At 69.0% G+C, this 23,746-nt stretch carries 18 protein-coding genes and 2 tRNA genes; 14 read left to right on the plus strand and 6 right to left on the minus strand.

Annotated elements, in window-relative coordinates; all coding sequences use genetic code 11:
* Nucleotides 1–37: 37 nt before the first annotated feature.
* The gene (locus ABT342_RS04410; protein ID WP_351566824.1) at nt 38–1,489 is read right to left on the minus strand and encodes an amino acid permease; all 1,452 of its coding nucleotides are present in this window, start codon (nt 1,487–1,489) and stop codon (nt 38–40) included.
* A 379-nt stretch (nt 1,490–1,868) separates the two neighbouring features.
* Here ABT342_RS04410 and ABT342_RS04415 point away from each other — a divergent pair, with 379 nt between their 5' ends.
* Nucleotides 1,869–2,462 carry a biotin transporter BioY gene (locus tag ABT342_RS04415; protein WP_351566826.1) on the plus strand — a complete coding sequence of 198 codons (594 nt, stop codon included), beginning with the start codon at nt 1,869–1,871 and terminating at the stop codon, nt 2,460–2,462.
* A 114-nt stretch (nt 2,463–2,576) separates the two neighbouring features.
* On the opposite strand, the gene ABT342_RS04420 is transcribed toward ABT342_RS04415, so the two are convergent.
* Nucleotides 2,577–4,028 carry an amino acid permease gene (locus ABT342_RS04420; protein ID WP_351566829.1) on the minus strand — a complete coding sequence of 484 codons (1,452 nt, stop codon included), beginning with the start codon at nt 4,026–4,028 and terminating at the stop codon, nt 2,577–2,579.
* A 199-nt stretch (nt 4,029–4,227) separates the two neighbouring features.
* On the opposite strand from ABT342_RS04420, the gene ABT342_RS04425 reads away from it, so the two are divergent.
* Both ABT342_RS04425 and ABT342_RS04430 read left to right on the plus strand, forming a co-directional pair.
* Nucleotides 4,228–4,713 carry a ribose-5-phosphate isomerase gene (locus ABT342_RS04425; RefSeq protein ID WP_351566832.1) on the plus strand — a complete coding sequence of 162 codons (486 nt, stop codon included), beginning with the start codon at nt 4,228–4,230 and terminating at the stop codon, nt 4,711–4,713.
* Nucleotides 4,713–5,522 (plus strand): Fpg/Nei family DNA glycosylase, encoded by an 810-nt coding sequence (locus ABT342_RS04430; RefSeq protein ID WP_351566835.1) that lies wholly within the window; start codon nt 4,713–4,715, stop codon nt 5,520–5,522. The genes ABT342_RS04425 and ABT342_RS04430 overlap by 1 nt, the downstream gene beginning before the upstream one ends.
* Before the next feature lie 55 nt (nt 5,523–5,577).
* On the opposite strand, the gene ABT342_RS04435 is transcribed toward ABT342_RS04430, so the two are convergent.
* Nucleotides 5,578–6,807 (minus strand): GNAT family N-acetyltransferase, encoded by a 1,230-nt coding sequence (locus tag ABT342_RS04435; protein ID WP_351566838.1) that lies wholly within the window; start codon nt 6,805–6,807, stop codon nt 5,578–5,580.
* A gap of 107 nt (nt 6,808–6,914) precedes the next feature.
* On the opposite strand from ABT342_RS04435, the gene ABT342_RS04440 reads away from it, so the two are divergent.
* The 3 genes from ABT342_RS04440 (at nt 6,915) to ABT342_RS04450 (ending at nt 10,652) form a co-directional block, all read left to right on the plus strand.
* The gene (locus tag ABT342_RS04440) at nt 6,915–8,057 is read left to right on the plus strand and encodes a SpoIIE family protein phosphatase (protein ID WP_351566841.1); all 1,143 of its coding nucleotides are present in this window, start codon (nt 6,915–6,917) and stop codon (nt 8,055–8,057) included.
* A gap of 134 nt (nt 8,058–8,191) precedes the next feature.
* Complete coding sequence (locus ABT342_RS04445) at nt 8,192–10,129, plus strand: serine hydrolase domain-containing protein (RefSeq protein WP_351566844.1); 1,938 nt, start codon at nt 8,192–8,194, stop codon at nt 10,127–10,129.
* Nucleotides 10,130–10,157: 28 nt separating this feature from the next.
* Complete coding sequence (locus ABT342_RS04450) at nt 10,158–10,652, plus strand: HD domain-containing protein (RefSeq protein ID WP_351566847.1); 495 nt, start codon at nt 10,158–10,160, stop codon at nt 10,650–10,652.
* On the opposite strand, the gene ABT342_RS04455 is transcribed toward ABT342_RS04450, so the two are convergent.
* Nucleotides 10,555–11,703: an acyltransferase family protein gene (locus ABT342_RS04455; protein WP_351566850.1), complete on the minus strand. Its 1,149-nt coding sequence runs from the start codon at nt 11,701–11,703 to the stop codon at nt 10,555–10,557. The two genes, ABT342_RS04450 and ABT342_RS04455, sit on opposite strands and share 98 nt — an antisense overlap.
* Before the next feature lie 424 nt (nt 11,704–12,127).
* On the opposite strand from ABT342_RS04455, the gene ABT342_RS04460 reads away from it, so the two are divergent.
* Nucleotides 12,128–12,322 carry a hypothetical protein gene (locus tag ABT342_RS04460; protein WP_351566853.1) on the plus strand — a complete coding sequence of 65 codons (195 nt, stop codon included), beginning with the start codon at nt 12,128–12,130 and terminating at the stop codon, nt 12,320–12,322.
* Nucleotides 12,323–12,430: 108 nt separating this feature from the next.
* On the opposite strand, the gene ABT342_RS04465 is transcribed toward ABT342_RS04460, so the two are convergent.
* Nucleotides 12,431–12,501, minus strand: a tRNA-Gly gene (locus ABT342_RS04465).
* A gap of 166 nt (nt 12,502–12,667) precedes the next feature.
* On the opposite strand from ABT342_RS04465, the gene ABT342_RS04470 reads away from it, so the two are divergent.
* The 5 genes from ABT342_RS04470 to clpX all read left to right on the plus strand — a co-directional run bounded on the left by ABT342_RS04470 (nt 12,668) and on the right by clpX (nt 17,394).
* Nucleotides 12,668–12,744 (plus strand) — tRNA-Pro (locus ABT342_RS04470).
* Between the two features lie 203 nt (nt 12,745–12,947).
* The gene (gene tig / locus ABT342_RS04475) at nt 12,948–14,330 is read left to right on the plus strand and encodes a trigger factor (protein WP_351566856.1); all 1,383 of its coding nucleotides are present in this window, start codon (nt 12,948–12,950) and stop codon (nt 14,328–14,330) included.
* Between the two features lie 285 nt (nt 14,331–14,615).
* Nucleotides 14,616–15,221 (plus strand): ATP-dependent Clp protease proteolytic subunit, encoded by a 606-nt coding sequence (locus tag ABT342_RS04480; protein ID WP_351567308.1) that lies wholly within the window; start codon nt 14,616–14,618, stop codon nt 15,219–15,221.
* A 68-nt stretch (nt 15,222–15,289) separates the two neighbouring features.
* Nucleotides 15,290–15,967, plus strand: a complete 678-nt coding sequence (locus tag ABT342_RS04485) for an ATP-dependent Clp protease proteolytic subunit (RefSeq protein ID WP_351566859.1) — start codon at nt 15,290–15,292, stop codon at nt 15,965–15,967.
* 143 nt (nt 15,968–16,110) lie between these two features.
* Complete coding sequence (gene clpX, locus ABT342_RS04490) at nt 16,111–17,394, plus strand: ATP-dependent Clp protease ATP-binding subunit ClpX (protein ID WP_318106826.1); 1,284 nt, start codon at nt 16,111–16,113, stop codon at nt 17,392–17,394.
* A gap of 550 nt (nt 17,395–17,944) precedes the next feature.
* Here clpX and ABT342_RS04495 read toward each other — a convergent pair.
* Nucleotides 17,945–18,892 (minus strand): hypothetical protein, encoded by a 948-nt coding sequence (locus ABT342_RS04495; RefSeq protein WP_351566863.1) that lies wholly within the window; start codon nt 18,890–18,892, stop codon nt 17,945–17,947.
* A gap of 342 nt (nt 18,893–19,234) precedes the next feature.
* Here ABT342_RS04495 and ABT342_RS04500 point away from each other — a divergent pair, with 342 nt between their 5' ends.
* On the plus strand, nt 19,235–20,479 hold the full coding sequence (locus ABT342_RS04500) for an RNA-guided endonuclease InsQ/TnpB family protein (protein ID WP_351566866.1): 1,245 nt from the start codon (nt 19,235–19,237) through the stop codon (nt 20,477–20,479).
* 527 nt (nt 20,480–21,006) lie between these two features.
* Nucleotides 21,007–23,628 (plus strand): valine--tRNA ligase, encoded by a 2,622-nt coding sequence (locus ABT342_RS04505; protein WP_351566869.1) that lies wholly within the window; start codon nt 21,007–21,009, stop codon nt 23,626–23,628.
* Nucleotides 23,629–23,746: the final 118 nt, after the last annotated feature.

Below are 23,746 nucleotides of genomic sequence, written 5' to 3' on the forward strand. Positions count from 1 at the left end.
GGCGGCCCGGGGGTCCTGTGTGGCGTGTGGCTGAGCGTCAGCCGGTCGCGTCGACGGCGGAGCTGTCCTTGCCGCCGTCGACGGGCGCGCCCGCCTGGAGCTTCGCCTTACCGGTCTGACGGATGTAGCCGACGACCGCGAGCACCAGCGTCAGGCCGCCGGTCCAGTACAGCTGGACCCGGGTGCCCGGGTCGCGGGCCATCAGGACGAAGATCCCGACCATGCCCAGCAGTGCCACCCAGGTCAGCACCGGGTACGCCCACATCTTCACGACCAGCTTCTCCGGGGCCTCGCGCTCCGTCCTGCGGCGCAGCAGCAGCTGCGAGACGGCGATGAAGATCCAGACGACCAGGATGATCGCGCCGATCGTGTTGAGCAGGTAGATGAAGACGTCGTCGGGCCGCCAGTAGCTGAGCAGCACACAGCCGAAGCCGAAGACCGAGGAGGTGAGGACCGCGATGCGCGGCACGCCGCCGGAGAGCTTGCCGAGCGCCTTCGGGCCCTGGCCGCGGGCGACCAGCGAGCCGGCCATGCGGGAGGCGCCGTAGATGTTGGCGTTCATCGCCGAGAGCAGGGCGACCAGCACGACGACGTTCATGATCTGCCCGGCGCCGTCGATGCCGAGGTGGTTGAGGGTGGCGACGTACGGGCCCTTGTCGACGACCGTCTTGTCGTCCCACGGGACGAGCGTGACGATGACCGCCATCGAGCCGATGTAGAAGAGCGCGATGCGCCACATGGCCGTACGCACGGCCTTTGCCACGCCCTGGACGGGGTGCTCGGACTCGGCCGCGGCGATGGTGACCGTCTCCAGGCCGCCGTACGCGAAGACCGACGCGAGTAGTCCGATCACCAGGCCCTCGGTGCCGTTGGGCATGAACCCGCCGTCGCCGGTGAGGTTCGCGGTGCCCGGGGCGTCCGTGCCCGGCAGGACGCCGACGATCGCGAGCACGCCGATGCCCAGGAAGAGCACGATCGCGCCGACCTTGAGCGCGGCGAACCAGAACTCGAACTCGCCGAAGTTCTTCACCGCCGCCAGGTTCGTCCCGCAGAACACCAGCATGAACAGCGCGACCCAGGCCCACTCGGGCGTGTCGGGCATCCAGCCGGTCATGATCTTCGCCGCGCCGATGCCCTCCAGGCCGACGGCCACGCACAGCAGGAACCAGAACGCCCAGCCCGCGGTGAACCCGGCCCAGGGGCCGATGGCCCGCTCCGCGTGCACGGAGAACGAGCCGGATGCGGGATTCGCGGCCGACATCTCGCCGAGCATGCGCATCACGAGCATGACGAGCAGGCCGGAGATCGCGTACGCGATGACGATCGACGGTCCGGCGGCGGCGATACCGGCGCCCGAGCCGACGAAGAGTCCGGCACCGATGACACCGCCGAGGGCGATCATCGAGAGATGGCGCTGCTTGAGGCCGTGCGCGAGCGACGAGTCGACGGGTGCGGCGTCGACGGGCGCGGGCGCGGAAGTCCGAGACATGGGCGTGCCCTGTTCAGTAGCCGAGAGGGGTGAGCGGAAACCCACACAGTTTCGTCGTGTGCACCGCTGACGGGGAACGGGGGACCGGTATACGGACACCACGCTCACACAATGTGAAGAACTGTACACGCCAAGCACGCGGCGCATGCACATCGGGCAACGGGTGGATTTGGCCAAAACCTACAGTCTCGGCCGTCGCGGCCTCGAACCTCGACTCAGTGACGAGCGTCACTCCATGGCTCTCCGCATGGTCATCGTTTGTGAGGACCCCACCAAGTCGGGGATTCGGCCTTTGTTCACGACTGATGGTGATCACGTGCTTACGTGTCCGCTAGCGTCACCGTGTCCTCCCCGTCACCCTCACCTCCGCGGAGTCCCGATGAGCACTGCAGCCGCACCCGTTCGAGCCGGAGCGGTCCTCGCCGACCTGCTGCCCGCCTCCCGCACGAAGTACGCGGTGGATACCGCGCTGGTCGTCGGCGGCGCCGCACTCACGGGCATCGCCGCCCAGATAGCCGTCCCGGTCCCCGGCTCCCCGGTCCCGGTCACCGGCCAGACCTTCGCCGCGCTGCTCGTGGGCACCGCGCTCGGCGCCCGCCGCGGTTTCCTGTCCCTCGCGCTGTACGCGCTGGTGGGCATGGCGGGCATGCCGTGGTTCGCCGAGGGCGCGCACGGGTATGCGATGCCGTCCTTCGGCTACATCCTCGGCATGCTGCTCGCCGCGACCGTCGTCGGCGACCTCGCCCGCCGTGGCGCCGACCGCACCGTCCTGCGCACCGCCGGCAGCATGGTGCTCGGCTCCGCGATCATCTACGCGGTCGGCGTGCCGTACCTCTCCCTCGCCACCGGCATGACGCTCGGCCAGGCCGTCGCCGCGGGCCTCACGCCGTTCCTGGTCGGGGACGCGCTCAAGGCCGCGCTGGCGATGGGCGCGCTGCCGACGGCATGGAAGCTGATCGGCCGCCGCGGCTGAGGCGCGCGTACGAAAGAAAGAAGGGGCTCCGTACACCGAACGTGTACGGAGCCCCTTCTCGCGTTTCCTCGATCAGCCTCGATCAGCCTTGATCAGGACTTGATCAGGCGTTGATCAGGCGTTGATCTCGGCGTCCGCGTCCGCCTTCTTCGGCAGCCGGTCGCGCACCACCGCGATGGCGATGACCAGGGCGGCCACCAGCAGCGACAGAACGACCTGCTCGCGCGCGTCCCCGCCGCTGTACAGCATGTAGACCAGCACGCCCGAGATCATCGCGATGGTCACCCACGTCAGATACGGGAACAGCCACATCCGCACGATCAGCTTCTCCGGCGTCTCGCGCTGGATGATCCCGCGCATCTTCAGCTGCGTGACGCAGATGACCAGCCAGACGAAGAGCGCCACGGCACCGGAGGCGTTCAGCAGGAACGCGAAGACCGTGTCCGGCCACTTGTAGTTGAAGAACACCGCGACGAAGCCGAAGAGCACGGAGGCCAGGATCGCCGCCGTCGGCACACCTCGCGCGTTGGTGCGGGCGAAGGCCTTCGGCGCGTCGCCGCGCCGGCCGAGCGAGAAGGCCATCCGGGAGGCCGTGTAGAGACCCGAGTTCAGGCAGGAGAGCACGGCGGTCAGCACGATGACCTTCATGACCTCGCCGGCGTGCGGGATGCCGATGGAGTTGAGCGCGGCGACGTACGAGCCGTCCTTGGCGATCGACGGGTCGTTCCACGGGAGCAGCGTCAGCACCACGAAGATCGAGCCCAGGTAGAAGACGGCGATCCGCCAGATCACGCTGTTCGTGGCCTTGGTGACGGCGCGCTGCGGGTCCTCGGACTCACCGGCCGCGAGGGTCACGATCTCGCTGCCCATGAAGGAGAAGACGACCATCAGCACACCGGTGAGGATCGCGCCGTAGCCCGCGGGGAAGAAGCCGCCGGTGTCGGTCAGGTGCGACAGGCCGGCGCCCGGGTTGTCCGAGCCGGGCAGCAGTCCGAAGACCGCGAGCAGGCCGACGACGACGAACGCGGCGATGGCGACGACCTTGATGCCCGCGAACCAGAACTCGAACTCGCCGTACGACGCCACCGACGCCAGGTTGGTCGCGGTCAGCACGACCATCACGATGAGCGCCCAGCCCCACTGCGGCACCTGGGGTATCCAGCTCTCCAGGATCTCCGCACCGGCCGTGGCCTCTACGGCCAGCACCACGACCCAGAAGAACCAGTAGAGCCAGCCGATCGAGAATCCGGCCCAGCGGCCGAGCGCCCGGTCCGCGTACGCGGAGAAGGAGCCGGAGGTCGGGTTCGCGGCGGCCATCTCGCCCAGCATCCGCATCACGAAGACGACCATCAAGCCGACGAGCGCGTACGACAGGAGGATGGCCGGCCCCGCCTTGGCGATACCGGAACCGGACCCTACGAAGAGTCCTGCGCCGATCACGCCGCCGATGGCGATCATGGACAGATGGCGGTTCTTGAGACCGGCCTGGAGACCGTTGGAAGACTGAGGGTCACCGGGAGTGCCGGTGCTCCCGCCTGTCTTCGTAAGGGTCGGCTGGGTGGTCATGGACGATTCCTTACGTATGCGGGTCGTTCGGGTTACGAACCTGAGTATTGAAGCGGGTGAGCCGAGATAAAGGAAGACCATATTCCGGAACGTTGTGTACACAGAGTGACGGTCAAGATCCCGTGGGTCGGAGACGGTCCGGACATGCCCCGCGACCCCGCTGACCGCTACCCGCGCGCCCGCGTGCCACACTCGGACCATGCGCGTGTACCTCGGCTCGGACCATGCCGGCTATGAACTCAAGAACCACCTCGTCGAATGGCTCAAGGCCCACGGCCACGAGCCCGTCGACTGCGGCCCCCACATCTACGACGCCCAGGACGACTACCCGCCGTTCTGCCTGCGTGCCGCCGAGAGGACGGCCGCGGACGCGGACAGCCTCGGCATCGTGATCGGCGGCTCCGGCAACGGCGAGCAGATCGCCGCGAACAAGGTGAAGGGGGTGCGCGCCGCCCTCGCCTGGAGCGAGCAGACCGCCGCCCTCGGCCGTGAGCACAACAACGCCAACGTGATCTCCATCGGCGGCCGGATGCACACCCAGGAAGAGGCGACGAAGTTCGTCGAGATCTTCCTCGCCACCCCGTACTCGGGCGAGGAGCGGCACACCCGCCGCATCGACATGCTGTCGGTGTACGAGACCACCGGCGAGCTCCCCCCGATCCCGGCCCACCACCCGCAAGCCTGATGCCCGAGGGGCACACGATCCACCGACTGGCCGCCGACTACCGGGAACGGTTCGGCGGCCGGTCCGTGCGGGTGACCAGCCCGCAGGGCAAGTTCGCCGACTCGGCGGCGCTGCTCGACGGCACGGTGCTGGAGGGCACCGAGGCCCACGGCAAGCACCTCTTCCTCGCCTTCCCCCGCGACGAATGGGTCCACATCCACCTGGGCCTCTTCGGCAAGGTCAACTTCGGCGACGCCCCGGCGCCCCCGCCCACCGAGACGGTACGGCTGCGGCTCGCGAACCCGGAGGCGTACGTCGACCTGCGCGGCCCCACCACCTGCGCCCTGATCACCGACGGTGAGAAGCAGGCGATACACGACCGGCTCGGCCCGGACCCCCTGCGCGCCGGGGACTCTCCCGACAAGGCCTGGGCCCGCGTCTCCCGCAGCCGCACCACCATCGCGGCCCTGCTCATGGACCAGAAGGTCATCGCGGGCGTCGGGAACGTCTACCGGGCGGAGGTCCTCTTCCGGCACGGCATCGACCCGTACCGCCAGGGCAATTCGCTCACCCGGCGCGAGTGGGACGCCATCTGGACGGACCTGGTCGCGCTGATGCGCGAGGGCGTACGGAACAACCGCATCGACACCGTCCGCCCCGAGCACACCCCCGAGGCGATGTCCCGCCCGCCGCGCGTCGACGACCACGGCGGTGAGGTGTACGTGTACCGCAGGGCGCAACTGCCGTGCCACATCTGCGCGACGGCCATCCGCACGGCGGACCTGGCGGCCCGGAACCTGTTCTGGTGCCCGACGTGCCAGCCGGCTTAGGGCCTGTCTTTCGGATCAGGCCCTGGCCGCGCAGGCACCCCCGTACCCCCGCGCCTCAGAACCCGTGCGGCAGCCACGGCGCCAGGTCCGCCCCGAACGCGACCGACGCCTCCCGCACCGCGCCGCCGCGCAGCTCCCGCACCCGTCCGGCCCCGGCGAGCGACGACAGCGTCACCCCACCCAAGTACGCCGCCCCCAGATCGCGCACCGACAACGCCACGTCCGCCGCGTCCCCCGTCCGCTCGCAGGACGCCCCCTTCGCGTCGCCCGTGAGCCTCCAACGTCCCTCGTTCCAGGGACAGAACGCGTCCTCCACCTCGAACACCACATCCACCGGAGTCCGGTACGTCCGCGCCGCCAGCGCCGCGCCGACGTCCACCAGCCGCACGTGCATCGAGTCCCGCACCCGCACCCCGCACCGCCGCACGTCCGAGACCAGGTGGAGGAGCGGATCGTCCACCGGCCGGTTCCGCGACCGGACCGTCGACGTCAGGTCGATCCCGCACACGAACCGCCACAGCGCCGCGTACGCCGCGGGATCCAGCGCGTCGATGTGCCGCACGGTGACGGACCCGTCCGGCCCGTTCGCGGTCCACTCCGACTTGTTGTGGAAGCGCACGTAGCCGACGACCTCCCCGCCGCGCTCGGCGAGCACGCACTGCATCGGCGACGCGCCGTCCCGCTCGCTCACCGGATCGAGCAGCGGCAGCCGCTCCCACCCCGGCCGCCGTTCGAGCATCCCCGCCCGCGTCCCGATCGTGCGCAGATACACCGCCTCGCACGCCTCCGCGCCCTCCGCCACCGGAACGAACCGCAGCCGCACGTCATCGGCCCCAGGCGGTACGGCGATCCGTACCCGCGACGTGTCGATGTCCACGCTCATCTGGTGCGTCGCGATGCCGTACCCGAACCGGCCGTAGATCGCCGGCTCGGACGCCGTGAGCACGGCGAGCGGCTCGCCCCACGCGCGTACGTCGTCCAGCTGGCGACGCATCATCGAGGTGAGCACCCCGCGCCGCCGGTGCGTCGCCGCCACGCTCACCATCGTCACCCCGGCCGCGGGGACGAACGAGCCGCCCGGCACCGACACCCCGAAGCTGTACGCGGAGGCCGTACCGACGCACTCGTCGCCGTCCCAGACCCCGAGAGAACGCTCGTGCTCGGTGAGAGCCTCCTCCAGCTCGCGCTCCTCCGGCTCCTCCGGAGTGCCACCGAACGCCCGCTCCAGCTTCCCGAACCAGTCGTCCCACTCGGACGGTCGCAGCACCCGCAGCTCTGTCGTCATATGCCCTCCCTACCAGGGCGGGGTGACCCGTCGCGACCCGATTTCGAATGCATTGTCGTGGGGGTACCCCTGCACGTGGACCGGGCGGGTGGATAGGGTCCACGGCAATGACACATGGCGCGGCAGACTCGTACGCGGCCCGGCTGCGGAGGTCCGCACACCGGGCCCGCACGGCGCTGCGCAAATCCGCAGTGGACTACTTCCGCGGCGACGGCTCCGACTGGGTCGCCCTGGCCGGTCTCCTCCTCACCATCCCGGCGATCGCCTGCGGCACGATGGCGCTGCCGGTCTGGTGCTCGCCCAACGCGCTCGTCCTGCCCATCGTCGCGGGCGGCCTGCTCCTGCGGCCCGCGAGCCTCCTCGGGCTGTACGCGGCCGCCGCGGCCGCGCTCATCGTCGAGTCGCTCGTGCTCGGCCCGTACATGGAGGGGCCCGCGCGCGTCACCCCGGGCACCGTCCTCGTCGTGGCGGCCTGCGGATTCTTCGGGCTGCTCATCGCCCAGTTCCGGGCCCGCGTCGGAGTGCCGTGGCGGCGCGGCGGCACCATGCTCTTCGACCTGCGCGAACGCATCCGGGTGCAGAGCGCCCTGCCCCGCCTCCCCAAGGGCTGGCACCACGAGATGGCGCTGCGCCCGGCGGGCGGCCAGTCCTTCTCCGGCGACTTCGTGGTCGCGGCCCGGACGAACGGCGGCCGCACCCTGGAGGTCGTCCTCACCGATGTCTCCGGCAAGGGCATGGACGCGGGCTCCCGCGCCCTGCTGCTCTCCGGCGCCTTCGGCGGGCTCCTCGGTTCGCTGCCGCCGCACGGCTTCCTGCCCGCCGCCAACGGCTACCTGCTGCGCCAGGACTGGGACGAGGGCTTCGCCACCTCCGTCCATCTCGTCCTCGACCTCGACTCCGGGGACTACGAGCTCCTCTCCGCCGGCCACCTCCCCGCGCTCCAGCTCAATGCCGGAAGCGGCCGCTGGGAGGAGAAGTCCGCGGAAGGCCCGCTGCTGGGCGTGTACGACGGCGCCCAGTTCGATCCGGTCAAGGGCAGGCTGCGGCCCGGCGACGTCCTGATGCTCTTCACCGACGGCCTGGTGGAGGCCTCCGACCGGGACATCGCCGAGGGCATGGACCGGCTCACCGGCGAGGCGGACCGCCATGTGGCGACGGGCTTCGAGGGCGCGGCCTGGCATCTGATCGAGACCGTCGCCAAGGACGTCAACGACGACCGCGCGCTGCTGCTGATCTGCCGGGAGCCCTGACTCCGGGGGTCCGGGCAGGGGGGTTAGGTACACCCCCAAGAGGGGGGTCAGGCCTATCGATCATGGCCGCCACCGGCTCATACGCTCTTTGACGAAAGACCGGTTCACTGGTTCGTCGGGGGAGTTGAGGGTCGATGCGCGGATTCGCGAGGGTGGCGCCGGCCGTGCTGGCGCTGCTGTTCACCATGGTGGCCACGGCCACGGCGTCGGCCGCGACGAGCTCCCCGCCGCCCCGCCCTGCCGAAGTGCGGGCGTTCCTGGACAAGGAGATCCCCGCGCGGCTCGCGGCGTGCGACATACCGGGCGCCTCCGTGTCCGTGGTCCTGGGCGGCCGGCAGCTGGCCGCCCAGGGGTACGGGATCGCGGACACCGGCCGCCGTACGCCCGTCTCCGCCGACCGCACCCGCTTCCTGACCGGATCGGTCGCCAAGGTCCTCACGGCGGTGGCCGTCATGCAGCTCGTCGAGGAGGGGAAGCTCGACCCGCGCGCCGACGTCAACCGCTACCTCACCCGCTTCAAGATCGCCGACACCTACCCCGGCCGCCCGGTCACCGTGGAGCACCTGCTGACCCACACCTCCGGCTTCGACACCGTCGCCCTGGGAGCGGGCCGGATCCATCCCCGGGACGCGGGTGACCTGGAGGAGTTCCTGCGTACCGAGCAGCCGGCCCGCGTCCGGCCGCCCGGACAGGTCCCGGCGTACGACAACTACGGGGTCGCGCTGGCCGGCTATCTCGTCCAGGCCGTCTCCGGCCGCCCCTTCGCCGCGTACATGGACGAGCGCGTTCTGAGCCCGCTCGGCATGACGCGCACGACCTTCGACCAGAGCGATCCACGGATGACCGGTCCGGACACCGCCCACGGCTACCGCCCCTCGGACGGCGGCCCGATCCGGGCCCGGGGCCAGTTCGGCGCGATGTCCCCGACCGGCGCGGGCACCGTCACCACCGCCGCCGACATGGGCAGACTGATGCGTGCCCTGCTCGACGGAGGCCGGCTCGGCGGGTCCCGCATCCTGCGCCCGGAGAGCGTGACCGCGCTGGAGAGCCGCCACTTCGGCCCGGACCCGCGACTGCCCGGCATGGCGTACCTGCTGACCCAGGACCGCCGCGACGGCCAGAACCTGCTCCTCAAGGACGGCGACGTCCCCGGTTTCCACTCCCTCCTCGCCCTGCTGCCGGAGCGCGACACCGGTATCTACGTCACCTTCAACGGGGACGGTGCGAACGGCGCGGCGTCCTTCGCCGCGCGGGACCTGGTCAACGCCTTCGTCGCCCACTTCTTCCCGGGCGGTACGACGCCCACCACCCCACCCACGGCCGCTCCCCTCACGGACGCCGCCCGCTACGAAGGGACGTACCGCTCCAGCCGTACCTCCACCGCCGACCTGACGAAGGCGGCCGCGCTCATGGGCGACGTGACGGTGACCGCGGACGGTGCGGACGGCGGACTGACCACCGACGGTCCGCTCTCCTACGACCCCGACAAGGCCACACAGCACTGGATACCGGTCGGCGACGGCCTCTTCCGTGAGCGCGGCGGCCAGGACACGATCGCCTTCGCCGACGGCCGACTGCTCACCGGCCAGGATCCGACCGTGGCCTACGAGCGCTCCTCCTGGTACGCCTCCTCGCGCACGCACCAGCTCGCGGCCGGCGCCGCGCTCCTGGTGCTGCTGACCGGGCTGTTCGGCTGGCCCCTGACCGCCCTGATCCGGCGTGCCCGCGGCCGCACGCACCGCCCTTCGTCCGGTTGGGGCGCCCGCTTCGCCCGCGTCGTGGCCTGGACCCTGTGCGTCCTGCCGGTCGTCTTCCTCGGCCTGTTCCTGACCCTGGTCCTCGACGCCAACGCCCTGAACGAGACCGTCTTCCTCGGCAGTTCACCCCTGCTCGCAGCGGCGCTCCAGAGCCTCACCGCCACCGCCGTGGCCGCCGTGGCCACCCTCGGCTGTGCGGCAGTGGCATGGCGGCGCGGCTGGTGGGGCCGCGCGGGCCGGATCCACTACACCCTGATAGCCCTGGCCGCCCCGCTCTTCCTGGCGGTCATGGCGGACTACCACCTGATCGGCTGACAGCCGGCCCGCCCCGTACAGTCGGGGCATGTCTTCCCTCACCCTCGCCCAGGTCGAGGCCATCGCCCGCGACGCGCACGCCACCCAGACGGACAAGGCGGGCCGGCCCTACACGGAGCATCTCCAGGCCGTGGCCGAGGGCGTCCGCAGCCGGGGCGGATCCGAGGAGCAGATCGCGGCGGCCTGGCTGCACGACGCGATCGAGGACGACGCGCTCTCCCGGGAGTGGCTGGACGGCGCCGAACTGCCGCAGTCCGTCAAGGACATGGTCCTCGCCCTGACCAAGCGCGAGGGCGAGGACGTGCGGGAGTACACCCGGCGCATCCTCGCCACCCCCGGCGCCCTGCTCGTCAAGGAATCCGACCTCGCCCACAACGCGGACCCGTCCCGCCTCGCCGTCCTCGACGAGGCGACCCGGGCCCGTCTCACCCTGAAGTACGCGAACGTCCGGCGTTTGCTGGGCCTGCCCCAGCCGCCTCCTTCGCGTCCCGGCGAAACGCCCACGACAGCTCCGGCTCCGTGACGGAGCGCAGCGCCCGCCGCACCGGAGGCGTGCAGAACAGCGTCACCGCCGTCGCGGCGACCAGCGTCACCGCGATCTCCCCGGCGGGACCGGCCAGCCAGGGGTGCCGGGCCACCAGCTCCAGATAGTCCATGGCCTTCACCAGGAAGCCGTGCAGCAGGTACCCGCAGATGGTGCCCGCGCCCAGCACCGTGAACCAGGTCCGCCGGCGCGGCACCAGCGCGAGGAACGCCGCCGTGAGCAGCAGCGCACAACCGAACAGCCCGAACGTCATGACCGGCCCCGCCCACCAGGCCACGCCCAGGTCCCCGGCGCCCGAGGTGCGGAAGAACCAGCCCATCCGCAGGTCCGGCGTGATCCAGTACGTGAAGACCGCCGCGACCGCGAAGACGGGCACGGCCAGCAGCCGGACCTCCCGCCGCCGCAGCAGCTCGAAATGCTCCGGCTTCAGCGACAGCCCCAGCACGAAGAACGGCAGGAACTGCAGCACGCGCTGGAGATCGAGATCGTCCCCGATGTCCGGGGTGAGCGAACCGATCACGGCGATGCCCAGCGCGACCGGCAGCGGCCACCGGATCGCGCGCCACAGCGGTACGGACAATCGCCAGATGAACAGCGCCAACAGGAACCAGGTCAGATAGAACGGATCGGTCAGGCTGAACGGATGGCCCGGGTCGATGACCCACCGGGTGAAGAGGGTGTACGCCACCTCGAACACCACGTACGGCACGATCAGGCCGCTCACCAGCCGCTTCAGCTGATCGGGACGGCCCGTGAAGCTCCGCGAGAAGTAGCCGGAAATGATGATGAAGGCCGGCATGTGGAAGGTGTAGACGAGCATGTACAGCGCTCTGGTGGCGCGGCTGCCCTCCATCACCGGCTCCCACGCATGAGCCACCGCCACCAGCACGATCGCCAGGTACTTGGCGTTGTCGAAGAAGGCGTCGCGTCTCTTGCGCGGTGTGGCCGACGCCTGCCTCCGGTCGGTCTCCGGCTCTCGGGCGGCCTGGGGGAGCGTGGCCCTCTGAATTTCGTGCGGAGCGTGGAACATTCGAGGCACCCTAGCCCCGCACAATCGATTTAGTAAAACCCCGCAGGTGGTCCGCCTATTCGCGCACGGAAACCACCGTCAAACCTACAGTATGCCCTAATTAATCCCCCTTAAACGGGGCATATCAACAGCCCGTGAGGCTGCCATAAGTGCGGGTGAATTTTCTCACCGATACCCCGAGAATTTCCTGTGACCGGCCTGTGAGCATTCCGCAACGGAGAGGGTGGTGATCAAATAGCAATTCGGTACGCAGCGCCACCGTGGCACCCGCCGCCGCCCCGCGCCGCGACGGGATCCACCGTCGACGATTCGTCACCCGGGGGCCACCGCACGGGTGTTGGTGGCACGATGGTGGGGACGGGGGGTGTGCTGGGCCGCATGCTTCCCGGCGGGGAATCAGTACCGACCGAGGGTGTGATCAGTTGTGGCCATTTCACTGTCTGTGGTGCTGCTGTTGGCGATCGTCCTCGTGGTGATGGTCCGCTCCGGCTCCATCAAGCCGGGACCCGCCGTCGTCGCGGCGCTGTTCGGCTTCTTCCTGGCGTCCACCGGCATGGCCGATGACATCCAGCGGTTTCTCGACGCGGTGGCGCGGACGATCAATTCGATCAAGTTCTGACAGGTCTGCCACGTTCTGATCGGCCGGCGACGTGCTGACCGGCCGAAAGCGAAAAAGCCTCAGGCCCGGCTCCGCGAGAATCTCGTGGAACCGGGCCTGAGGCCACAGAGCGGGCGACGGGAATCGAACCCGCGTAGCTAGTTTGGAAGACTAGGGCTCTACCATTGAGCTACGCCCGCAAGCACCGCACCGCAGGTCATGAAGCACACCATGAACGCCGAGGCACGAGGAGCATCGTAGCGGGTCCGACCCCGCCGACGCACACCCCGTTGCCCGCACCCGCACCCGCACCGCCAAATCGGGGGGCGCACAGGCTGTGGGCATGTACCCTACGTCTCGCACCGACGGGGTGTGGCGCAGCTTGGTAGCGCGTCCGCTTTGGGAGCGGAAGGCCGTGGGTTCAAATCCCGCCACCCCGACCACCACCCACGATCACCCGGCGTGCTCGCGCCGTGATCGCATTGTGGGGCTCATCCTGCCAGCGGCTACTATGCAAGCTGTGTGCCCGTGTGTCTGATGAGTGTCTGAAGAGCCGGGCCCGATCCGCTGAGCCGCCGCCGTACAGAACAGCACCGCGCGGGGACGCAGCAGAATCCCAGAATTCAGCCACCAAGGAGACCGAACCGTGAAGAGCGCCGTGGAGACCCTGAACCCGACTCGGGTTCGGCTCACTGTCGAGGTGCCCTTCGAGGAGCTCAAGGACAGCCTCGACGCGGCGTACAAGAAGATCAACCAGCAGGTCACGGTCAAGGGCTTCCGCAAGGGCAAGATCCCGGCCCGGGTCATCGACCAGCGGTTCGGCCGCGGTGCGGTGCTGGAGGAGGCCGTCAACGACGCCCTCCCGAAGTTCTACACCCAGGCGGTCAACGAGGCCGAGGTCAACGTCCTCGGCCAGCCCGAGATCGACATCACGGAGCTGAAGGACGGCGAGACGCTGAACTTCACCGCCGAGGTGGACGTCCGCCCGGCCATCGAGATCCCGGACTACTCCGGCATCGAGGTCGAGGTCGACGCCATCGAGGTGAGCGACGAGGACATCGACAAGTCGGTGGAGCAGCTCCGCGGGCGCTTCGCGTCCACCTCCCCGGTCGAGCGCGCCGCCGCCGAAGGCGACGTCGTGACGATCGACCTGGAGGCCAAGGTCGACGGCGAGGTCCTCGCGGACGGTGTCGCCGAGGGCGTGCAGTACACGATCGGCTCCGGCGAGCTCCTCGAGGGCATCGACGAGGCCGTCACCGGCCTGGAGGCCGGCGGCGAGGCCACCTTCACCTCCGAGCTGAAGGGCGGCTCCGCCGAGGGCAAGGAGGCCGAGGTCTCCGTCAAGGTCACCCAGGTCGCCGCCCGTGAGCTCCCCGAGCTGGACGACGAGTTCGCGCAGATGGCGAGCGAGTTCGACACGCTCGACGAGCTGAAGGCCGACAGCCGCAAGCGCCTCACGAACATGAAGCAGTACGACCAGGCCACCCAGGCCCAGGAGCGCGTCCTGGAGAAGCTCCTGGAGCTGGTCGAGGTCCCGATCCCCGAGAAGCTGCTCGAGGACGAGATCAACACCCGCAAGCACAACCTGGTCAACCACCAGCTCGCCCAGATGGGCCTCGACCTCGCCAAGTACCTGGAGATCCAGGGCAAGACCGAGGAAGAGTTCGATGCCGAGACCAAGGAGCAGGCGGTCAAGGGCATCAAGACCCAGTTCGTCCTCGACGAGCTGGTCTCCCAGGAGAAGCTGAACGTCAGCCAGGAGGAGCTCACCGAGCACCTCATGCGCCGCGCCGCCTCCTCCGGCATGTCCCCCGACCAGTTCGCCCAGGCCGTCGTCGAGGGCGGCCAGGTGCCGATGCTCGTCGGCGAGGTCGCCCGCGGCAAGGCGCTCGCCGCCGTCGTCGACAAGGCCACCGTCAAGGACACCAACGGTGAGACCGTCGACCTGAGCGACGACGAGGACGAGATCGAGGAGGCCGCCGACGTCGCCGCCGCGGCCGCCGACGCCGAGGGCAAGTCCGAGGCCTGAGCCTCGCGCTGACCCTGTCCGCCGGGCCCGTACGCGCACAGCCGCGTACGGGCCCGACGCCGTATTCCGGGTCCCGTACATCCCCCGTACCTTGCGCTCCGAGCGAACAGTTCCGGAAGCGGGATGGCGCCCGCCCACCAGCGCGTTAGGGTCCATGAATACGAGGGCAGGGGAGTACCCGACCCGGGCCGGTCCCGGGTGGTGGGGCCGGCCCCCGGTAGTACTAAAGACGCTGAGACGGCCGCAGCCGTCAGAGACGAGCAGGTGGATTACGTGACGATTCTGATGCCTAACGCCGCCGGTGAGCCGTCCATCGGTGGAGGCCTCGGCGACCAGGTCTACAGCCGGCTGCTCGGCGAGCGCATCATCTTCCTGGGCCAGCAGGTCGACGACGACATCGCCAACAAGATCACGGCGCAGCTCCTCCTCCTGGCCGCAGACCCCGAGAAGGACGTCTACCTCTACATCAACAGCCCCGGTGGTTCGGTGACGGCCGGCATGGCGATCTACGACACCATGCAGTACATCCCGAACGACGTGGTCACCATCGGCATGGGCATGGCCGCCTCCATGGGCCAGTTCCTGCTGACCGGCGGCGCCTCCGGCAAGCGCTTCGCGCTGCCGCACACCGACATCCTGATGCACCAGGGCTCGGCCGGTATCGGCGGCACCGCGTCGGACATCAAGATCCAGGCCGAGTACCTGCTGCGCACCAAGCAGCGCATGGCGGAGATCACCGCCCGCCACTCCGGCCAGACCGTCGAGACGATCATCCGCGACGGCGACCGCGACCGCTGGTTCACGGCCGAGGAGGCCAAGGACTACGGCCTCATCGACGAGATCATCTCCGCCGCTTCGGGCGTTCCGGGCGGCGGCGGCACCGGGGCCTGAGCCCCCGCGCCGGGGCCCAGCAGCCCCGGCCGCCCACCCAGACCCCCAGCCCGCTGAACGCCACCAGGATGGTGAACACCGACATGCAGAACAACCTCTCCGCGAGCGGCCTCTACACGGGCCCGCAGGTGGACAACCGCTACGTCGTCCCCCGCTTCGTCGAGCGCACCTCGCAGGGTGTGCGCGAGTACGACCCGTACGCGAAGCTCTTCGAGGAGCGCGTGATCTTCCTCGGCGTGCAGATCGACGACGCCTCCGCCAACGACGTCATGGCGCAGCTGCTGTGCCTGGAGTCGATGGACCCGGACCGCGACATCTCGATCTACATCAACAGCCCTGGTGGCTCCTTCACCGCGCTGACCGCCATCTACGACACGATGCAGTTCGTGAAGCCGGACATCCAGACGGTCTGCATGGGCCAGGCGGCCTCCGCCGCCGCCGTCCTGCTCGCCGCCGGTACCCCCGGCAAGCGGATGGCCCTGCCGCACGCCCGTGTGCTGATCCACCAGCCGTCCTCCCAGACCGGCCGGGAGCAGCTCTCCGACCTGGAGATCGCGGCCAACGAGATCCTGCGCATGCGTGAGCAGCTCGAGGAGATGCTGGCCAAGCACTCCTCGACGCCGATCGAGAAGGTCCGCGAGGACATCGAGCGCGACAAGATCCTGACCGCCGAGGACGCGCTCGCGTACGGCCTGGTCGACCAGATCGTGTCGACCCGCAAGAGCACGGCCGCAGCGGCCGCCTGACGCCCGACCTGACCTTGGCGCGGTACACGTCAATGTGAACCGCGCCAAGGGGGGCCCGAACGAGGGGCCCGGCAAGGTACCGTCGGATATGAGGCACCAGGAGTCGCTGAACCAAGCGCTCCCAGGCGAAGGGGAAGCACCTCGTGGCACGCATCGGTGATGGCGGCGACCTGCTCAAGTGCTCGTTCTGCGGAAAGAGCCAGAAGCAGGTGAAGAAGCTCATCGCAGGCCCCGGGGTGTACATCTGCGACGAGTGCATCGACCTCTGCAACGAGATCATCGAGGAGGAGCTCGCCGAGACCTCCGAGGTGCGGTGGGAGGAACTCCCCAAGCCGCGCGAGATCTACGAGTTCCTCGAGGGTTACGTCGTCGGCCAGGAGCCCGCGAAGAAGGCCCTCTCCGTCGCGGTGTACAACCACTACAAGCGCGTCCAGGCCGGTGAGAACGGCGGCGCGCAGGGCCGGGACGACGCGATCGAGCTCGCCAAGTCCAACATCCTCCTGTTGGGCCCCACCGGTTCCGGCAAGACGCTGCTCGCCCAGACGCTCGCCCGCATGCTCAACGTCCCGTTCGCCATCGCCGACGCGACGGCGCTCACGGAGGCGGGCTACGTGGGCGAGGACGTCGAGAACATCCTGCTCAAGCTGATCCAGGCCGCCGACTACGACGTCAAGAAGGCCGAGACCGGGATCATCTACATCGACGAGATCGACAAGGTCGCCCGTAAGAGCGAAAACCCCTCGATCACACGGGATGTCAGCGGCGAGGGCGTCCAGCAGGCCCTGCTCAAGATCCTGGAAGGCACGACCGCCTCGGTCCCCCCGCAGGGCGGCCGGAAGCACCCGCACCAGGAATTCATCCAGATCGACACGACCAACGTCCTCTTCATCGTGGGCGGCGCCTTCGCCGGCCTGGAGAAGATCATCGAGTCGCGCGCGGGGGCGAAGGGCATCGGCTTCGGCGCCACGATCCGCTCCAAGCGCGAGATCGAGGCCAGCGACCAGTTCCAGGAGGTCATGCCGGAGGACCTGGTCAAGTTCGGCATGATCCCCGAGTTCATCGGCCGCCTCCCGGTCATCACCTCGGTCCACAACCTGGACCGCGAGGCCCTGCTGAAGATCCTCGTCGAGCCGCGCAACGCCCTGGTCAAGCAGTACCAGCGCCTCTTCGAACTCGACGGCGTCGAGCTGGACTTCGACCGCCCCGCCCTGGAGGCCATCGCCGACCAGGCGATCCTGCGCGGCACCGGTGCGCGTGGCCTGCGGGCGATCATGGAAGAGGTCCTGATGTCGGTGATGTACGAGGTGCCGTCCCGCAAGGACGTCGCGCGTGTCGTCATCACGGCGGATGTCGTCCACAACAACGTCAACCCGACGCTGGTGCCGAGGATCGTGAAGAACGACGGGCGGCACGAGAAGTCCGCGTAAGCGGCACCTGTACGCAAAGGGGCGCCTGGCCGGGCGCCCCTTTCCGCGGTCATGGAGCGCGGACAGTCGCGTAGGGGGTGTTGGCGCCTGAAACTGGCCTGTGAGGAGGCAAGATCAGGCCAGAAGGCGGGTGGCTACTGGATCCGCTTTCGCGAATATGATCTTCTAGTCCCGACCTTAAACAAATATTCGCATAAATAGTGGGGTGGGACATGAAGAGGCGTGCTCTAGCTGCCGTTTGCGTGACGGTGGCGGCAGGCATCGTGCCGCTGCTGTCGGCGACGCCGGCGGCGGCTACCGCACAGCAGTGCCAGGATTATCTGGCGAGCAAGAAAATATACATAATCGGCCCGAAGGTGAAGAGTGCTTGCAGTCGCAGCGCGCTCGGTCCCGTCCCCAACCCCGGTTGTATCTCTGCACTCGTGTCCCTGCGGGTCGATCCGTCCCACGCGGACTGGGCCTGCAGGCGAGCCTGATAGAACTCGCCATTACGCGACGCCCGGCCGGTTCGATTGGACTGGCCGGGCGTCGCAGTGATTGACCTACTCGATCAGACCTTGGTGCGCGAATTGTTGTAGAGCTTCGCGGTCAGGTCGGCGACCTCGTCCTGGGGTACCGCCTTGCCACCCGCGCCCACGATCTGGGCAGCGTCGACGACGTTCACGGCACCGATGGTGCTGTAGTCGGCCCAGACGCACATTGGGAACTCGAACTCCTTCATTCCCAGGCTAGAGGAATCCTCGCTGGTAGGCGTGATCTTGGCGCTCTGGCACTTCATGACGGCACCGTCAAAGCCCTCGGGCTCGACAGTGGTGGGGCTGCCGACGAGCTCGATCTTGACGTCCTCCTCGTCTTCCGTGCCGTCTGCTTGCACCTTCTGGAAGTAGCCGTCGATCGCCTTCTCCGGGTCGGCGATCTCGCCCCAGAGGCCGTTGAGGCTGAGGGCCTTGCCCTTCAGGTTGTCCGGGTCACCTGCCTTGTAGGAGGCGCCTGCCTGCTGCGGGTTCTTCATTCCGAGGAGCGTCTCGGCTTCCTTCTTCTCCTTGCTGGAGAGGGGCTGCGGGTTGTCCTTGTCCTTCTTGAACTCGTCGACCGACGCCGCAGGGGTCAGCTTGTAGCCCTTGGTGTCGGACGCGACGTCCGCGCCGGTGCCGCCCGTCAGGTACCACGCGCCACCCGCGACCACCGCGAGCGCCACGACCACGGCGCCGATGATCAGGCCCGTCTTCTTCTTCGGCGCGCCCGGCGGCGGGGGCGGGTAGGCGCCCGGGGCACCGGGGGCGCCGTACGGGGGCTGCTGGCCGTACGGGGCGGGCTGCTGCTGCGGGTAGCCGTAGCCCTGCGGCGGCTGCTGCGGCGGGACGCCCTGGGGGGCCTGCTGCGGGTAGCCGTAGCCGGGCTGCGGGGCCGGCGGCTGCTGGCCGTAAGGGCCCGGCTGGCCGTACGGGCCGGGCTGCTGGGGCTGACCGCCGTACGGGCCCGGCTGGTTGTAGCTCATGTCTTGCTTTCCCCTCCAGATACATATCCGTTCCGAACATCCTGACGGAACGGGTGCCGTCCTGAGGTACCGGGGGCCACACCGTTACGGAACATTCCCGTTTCAGCAGATTCTTGCGAGGAACCCCCAGGCCTGATGCCTGGGAGGAATCGCATCTCGTGACAGCGCCGCGGTGTCTTGGCGGCGGAGCCGCCCACAGCCGGTCCCCACAGGCCGGTAGGCCGCTCGTCGGCCTTGACCCACTCCCGGCAGCGCGTACATGTGTTCGCGAGGTAGCGGGATCGGGGGAGGTGGCGGGCTTTCCGTGTGTTTGTGCGGCGGTGATACGTAGGGTCGGGTGCCATGAAGCTGGTGGTGCAGGTGAAGCTGGAGCCGACGCCGGTGCAGGCGGCGGCTCTGGAGGCGACCCTGACCGCGTGCAATGAGGCCGCGATGTGGGTCAGCCAGGTCGCCTTCGAGCGGAGTGTGAAGGACGTCATCGGCCTGCGTAAGCTCACCTACCAGCACATCAAGGAAGAGTGGAGTCTGGGTGCCCAGGCCGCCCAGCACGTGATCAAGAAGGTGTGCGACGCCTACCGGACCCTTTCGGTGCACCTGAAGGCCGGGCATCTCGGCAGGCCGCACTCGAAGCGGTGGCACAAGGCCACTGCCAAGCCGGTCGACTTCCGGACGGAGGGCGCGCAGCCGTTCGACGACAGGATGCTGTCCTGGCAGCACGAACAGCACCGCCTGTCGATCTGGACCGTCCACGGACGGGTGAAGGATTTGGCCTTCACCGGCTCACCCGAGCAGCTCGCCCGCGTAGCACAGTGTCGCCAGGGCGAGTCGGACCTGCTGCTGCGGGACGGGATGTGGTTCCTTGCCGTCACCGTAGACATCCCCCAAGCCCCGCTCAACGAGCAGGCCACGGACGTGATCGGCTGTGATCTGGGGATCGTGAACCTTGTCACGACCTCCGACGGCACGATCACCTCGAACCGGCACCTCAACCGGCTGCGCGCCCGGGAGGCGAAGCTGCGCGCAAAGCTACAGAAGAAGAACACTCGCTCCGCCAAGCGCCGCCTGGCGAAACGCAGGCGGAAGGAAGCCCGCCGGAACAAGGACATCAACCATAAGATCAGCAAGCGCCTGGTGGCCGAGGCACAACGCACCGGTCGCGGCATCGCCCTGGAAGACCTCAAGGGCATCCGCGAGCGGGTACGGCTTCGCAAGCCCCAACGGGCCGCCGTGCACAGCTGGCCGTTCGCCCAGCTGGCAGACAAGCTGCGCTACAAAGCCGCTCGCGCCGGAGTGCCGGTGGTGTTCGTCGGCCCGGCCTACACTTCACGCACCTGCTCCGAGTGCTGGTGTGTCGACAAGGCGAACCGCGTCTCGCAGGCGTGGTTCGCGTGCCGGTCCTGCGGATTCGTTGATCACGCAGACCGCAATGCCTCCCGGGTCATCCGCGCCCGAGGGCGCGCGATGCTCCGGCGATGCGGGGCCCCGCCAACGGCCCCTGCCTCACCCTGGCAGACAAGCCGGGGCAGGGCTGGACGCACGCGGAGCGCCACAGCCGGTGCCGCCCGCAGTGCAAGCCCATTGCTTTAGCAACGGGTAGTTGACAACGGGACCGTGACTTCTCTTACGACGCGGTGGGCGATAAGGATTGCTCGCGAGTGGCGGGTGGCCGATCTTGCTGCGCACGTCGTCACAGCCGCGCTTTGACATATGCGGAGGTCCATCGGGCCGTTGCCAGCCTGGTGTCCGACCGGGCCTCCCGCCGGGCCACGAGGCGACAGACGCGTACCGAACTCGTCCTCGTCCCTGCTGCCGCCTGCTGACCACCCATTATCCCGACCCCCGGAAGTCAGTACGTCCTGACTGCATTCGCTCTCAATCTCGTTGGACCGACCGACAATTGGATGGTGAGAGAAGGAGCGGAGGTTTGGTGCGTGCAGATGCAAGGTGGAGGTGGGGTTCCCCCGCCGTAGGCAGGGGGAGGAGTGATGCGGAGTCATCGCGACCGGCGACTGGGGGTACCTCCCGGGCACTCAGGGCCCAGGGGGACCGGCATATGTGCGTGCCAGACCGCGCGACGCCGCCCTCCAATTGCCGGTCGGTTTAAACTGTGGCCCGTGACCGAGAACACTCAGCAGCAGCCAGCCAGCAACCCCGAACTGCCGACCCAGTACGCGCCGGCCGAGGTAGAGGGGAAGCTGTATGAGCGCTGGGTAGAGCGCGGTTACTTCACGGCGGACCCGAAGAGTGAGAAGCCGGCGTACACCATCGTCATCCCGCCGCCGAACGTCACGGGCAGCCTGCACCTCGGGCACGCCTTCCAGCACACGCTGATGGACGCCCTGACCCGCCGCAAGCGGATGCAGGGCTTCGAGTCGCTGTGGCTGCCCGGCATGGACCACGCCGGTATCGCCACGCAGAACAAGGTCGAGCAGCAGCTCGCCGAGGAGGGCAAGTCGCGCCACGACCTCGGGCGCGAGGACTTCGTCGAGCGGGTCTGGCAGTGGAAGGAAGAGTACGGCGGCAAGATCCTCGGCCAGATGCGCCGCCTCGGCGACGGTGTCGACTGGTCGCGTGAGCGCTTCACGATGGACGAGGGCCTGTCCAAGGCCGTCCAGACGATCTTCAAGAAGCTGTACGACGACGAGCTGATCTACCGCGCCGAGCGGATCATCAACTGGTGTCCGCGCTGCCTGACGGCCATCTCGGACATCGAGGTGGAGTACCAGGAGGACGACGGCGAGCTGGTCTCGATGAAGTACGGCGAGGGGGACGACACGATCGTCGTCGCCACGACCCGTGCCGAGACGATGCTCGGGGACACCGCCGTCGCCGTCCACCCCGACGACGAGCGGTACGCGCACCTCGTCGGCAAGCGGATCAAGCTGCCGCTGACGGACCGTACGATCCCGGTCGTCGCGGACACGCACGTCGACCCGGAGTTCGGCACGGGCGCCGTCAAGGTGACTCCCGCGCACGACCCGAACGACTTCGCGATCGGACAGCGGCACAACCTCGAGTCGATGACCGTCATGGACGAGCGGGGTGTCATCACCGTTCACGGGCCGTTCCAGGGGCTCGACCGGTTCGAGGCGCGCAGCGCCATCGTCGGTGCGCTGCGCTCGCAGGGGCGGATCGTCGCCGAGAAGCGGCCGTACGTCCACGCCGTCGGGCACTGCTCGCGCTGCAAGACGACGATCGAGCCGCGGCTGTCCTTGCAGTGGTATGTCAAGGTCGGGCCGCTGGCGCAGGCCGCGGGCGACGCCGTCCGCGACGGCCGGACGAAGATTCACCCCGAGGACATGTCGAAGCGCTACTTCGACTGGGTCGACAACATGCACGACTGGTGCATTTCGCGCCAGCTGTGGTGGGGGCACCGCATCCCGGTCTGGTACGGGCCGAACGGCGAGATCGTGTGCGTCGGCCCCGACGACGAGGCGCCCACCGGCGAGGGCTGGCACCAGGACACGGACGTCCTGGACACCTGGTTCTCGTCCGGCCTGTGGCCGTTCTCGACGCTGGGCTGGCCCGAGCAGACCCCCGATCTCAAGAAGTTCTACGCGACGGACGTCCTGCTCACCGGGCACGACATCATCTTCTTCTGGGTCGCCCGGATGATGATGTTCGGTCTGTACGCGATGGACGGCGAGGTCCCCTTCACCACGATCGCGCTGACCGGCCTGGTCCGTGACGAGCGCGGCAAGAAGATGTCGAAGTCCTTCGGCAACGTGGTCGACCCGCTGGACTGGATGGACGCGTACGGCTCCGACGCCGTCCGCTTCACCCTGGCCCGCGGCGCCAACCCCGGCACCGACGTCCCGATCGGCGAGGACTGGGTCCAGGCATCCCGTAACTTCGCCAACAAGATCTGGAACGCGACGCGCTTCGCCCTGATGAACGGTGCGACGGTCGAGGGTCCGCTGCCCGGCCCGGACGAGATGTCCGCCACGGACCGGTGGATCCTGTCGCGGCTGTACAAGACGGTCGCCGAGGTCGACGCGTACTACGAGGACTACCAGTTCGCGAAGCTGTCGGACGCGCTGTACCACTTCGCGTGGGACGAGGTCTTCGACTGGTACGTCGAGCTGTCCAAGACCACGTTCATGGGCGGCGGCGAGCCGGCGCGGGTCTCCGCGCGCGTCCTGGGCGAGGTCCTCGACGTCACGCTGCGGTTGCTGCACCCGGTCGTCCCGTTCGTCACCGAGACGCTGTGGACGACGCTGACCGGGGGCGAGTCGGTCGTCATCGCCGACTGGCCCAAGGACTCGGGCTTCCGCGACGACGCCGCCGAGCGGGAGATCGAGTTGGTCCAGCGGGTCGTCACCGAGGTCCGCCGGTTCCGCTCCGACCAGGGCCTGCAGCCCGGCCAGAAGGTCCCGGCCCGCCTCACGCTCGACGGCACCGCGCTGGCGCCGCACGAGGGCGCGATCCGGCAGCTGCTGCGTCTCCAGCCGGAGGGCGAGGCGTTCCACGCGACGGCGACGCTGCCGGTCGCGGGCGCGGAGGTGGCGCTGGACCTGTCCGGTGCGATCGACGTCGCGGCCGAGCGCAAGCGGCTGGCGAAGGACCTCGCGGCGGCCGAGAAGGAGAAGGCCCAGGCGACGGCGAAGCTCGGCAACGAGGCGTTCCTGGCGAAGGCCCCGGACAACGTGGTCGACAAGATCCGTGGCCGGCTCGCCAAGGCCGAGGAGGACATCGAGCGCATCGGCACGCAGCTGGCCAGCCTGCCGACCGCGTAACAGGTACGCACGCGCGGCCCCTTCCCGGACCATCCGCCGGGGGAGGGCCGAGACACCGGACGGGCTCCCATGGGGGCCCGTCCGGCGTTCGTGGGGCCCGCACAGCGGCCCCGGGCGA

Source organism: Streptomyces sp. NPDC000410 (assembly GCF_040300305.1).
Classification (GTDB): domain Bacteria; phylum Actinomycetota; class Actinomycetes; order Streptomycetales; family Streptomycetaceae; genus Streptomyces.

What these genes read in the sequence shown, in the direction of transcription:
- ABT342_RS04410 (WP_351566824.1), bottom strand. Translation starts at nt 1,489, where the DNA reads ATGTCTCGGACTTCCGCGCCCGCGCCCGTCGACGCCGCACCCGTCGAC.
- ABT342_RS04415 (WP_351566826.1), top strand. Translation starts at nt 1,869, where the DNA reads ATGAGCACTGCAGCCGCACCCGTTCGAGCCGGAGCGGTCCTCGCCGAC.
- ABT342_RS04420 (WP_351566829.1), bottom strand. Translation starts at nt 4,028, where the DNA reads ATGACCACCCAGCCGACCCTTACGAAGACAGGCGGGAGCACCGGCACT.
- ABT342_RS04425 (WP_351566832.1), top strand. Translation starts at nt 4,228, where the DNA reads ATGCGCGTGTACCTCGGCTCGGACCATGCCGGCTATGAACTCAAGAAC.
- ABT342_RS04430 (WP_351566835.1), top strand. Translation starts at nt 4,713, where the DNA reads ATGCCCGAGGGGCACACGATCCACCGACTGGCCGCCGACTACCGGGAA.
- ABT342_RS04435 (WP_351566838.1), bottom strand. Translation starts at nt 6,807, where the DNA reads ATGACGACAGAGCTGCGGGTGCTGCGACCGTCCGAGTGGGACGACTGG.
- ABT342_RS04440 (WP_351566841.1), top strand. Translation starts at nt 6,915, where the DNA reads ATGACACATGGCGCGGCAGACTCGTACGCGGCCCGGCTGCGGAGGTCC.
- ABT342_RS04445 (WP_351566844.1), top strand. Translation starts at nt 8,192, where the DNA reads ATGCGCGGATTCGCGAGGGTGGCGCCGGCCGTGCTGGCGCTGCTGTTC.
- ABT342_RS04450 (WP_351566847.1), top strand. Translation starts at nt 10,158, where the DNA reads ATGTCTTCCCTCACCCTCGCCCAGGTCGAGGCCATCGCCCGCGACGCG.
- ABT342_RS04455 (WP_351566850.1), bottom strand. Translation starts at nt 11,703, where the DNA reads ATGTTCCACGCTCCGCACGAAATTCAGAGGGCCACGCTCCCCCAGGCC.
- ABT342_RS04480 (WP_351567308.1), top strand. Translation starts at nt 14,616, where the DNA reads ATGCCTAACGCCGCCGGTGAGCCGTCCATCGGTGGAGGCCTCGGCGAC.
- ABT342_RS04485 (WP_351566859.1), top strand. Translation starts at nt 15,290, where the DNA reads ATGGTGAACACCGACATGCAGAACAACCTCTCCGCGAGCGGCCTCTAC.
- ABT342_RS04495 (WP_351566863.1), bottom strand. Translation starts at nt 18,892, where the DNA reads ATGAGCTACAACCAGCCGGGCCCGTACGGCGGTCAGCCCCAGCAGCCC.
- ABT342_RS04500 (WP_351566866.1), top strand. Translation starts at nt 19,235, where the DNA reads ATGAAGCTGGTGGTGCAGGTGAAGCTGGAGCCGACGCCGGTGCAGGCG.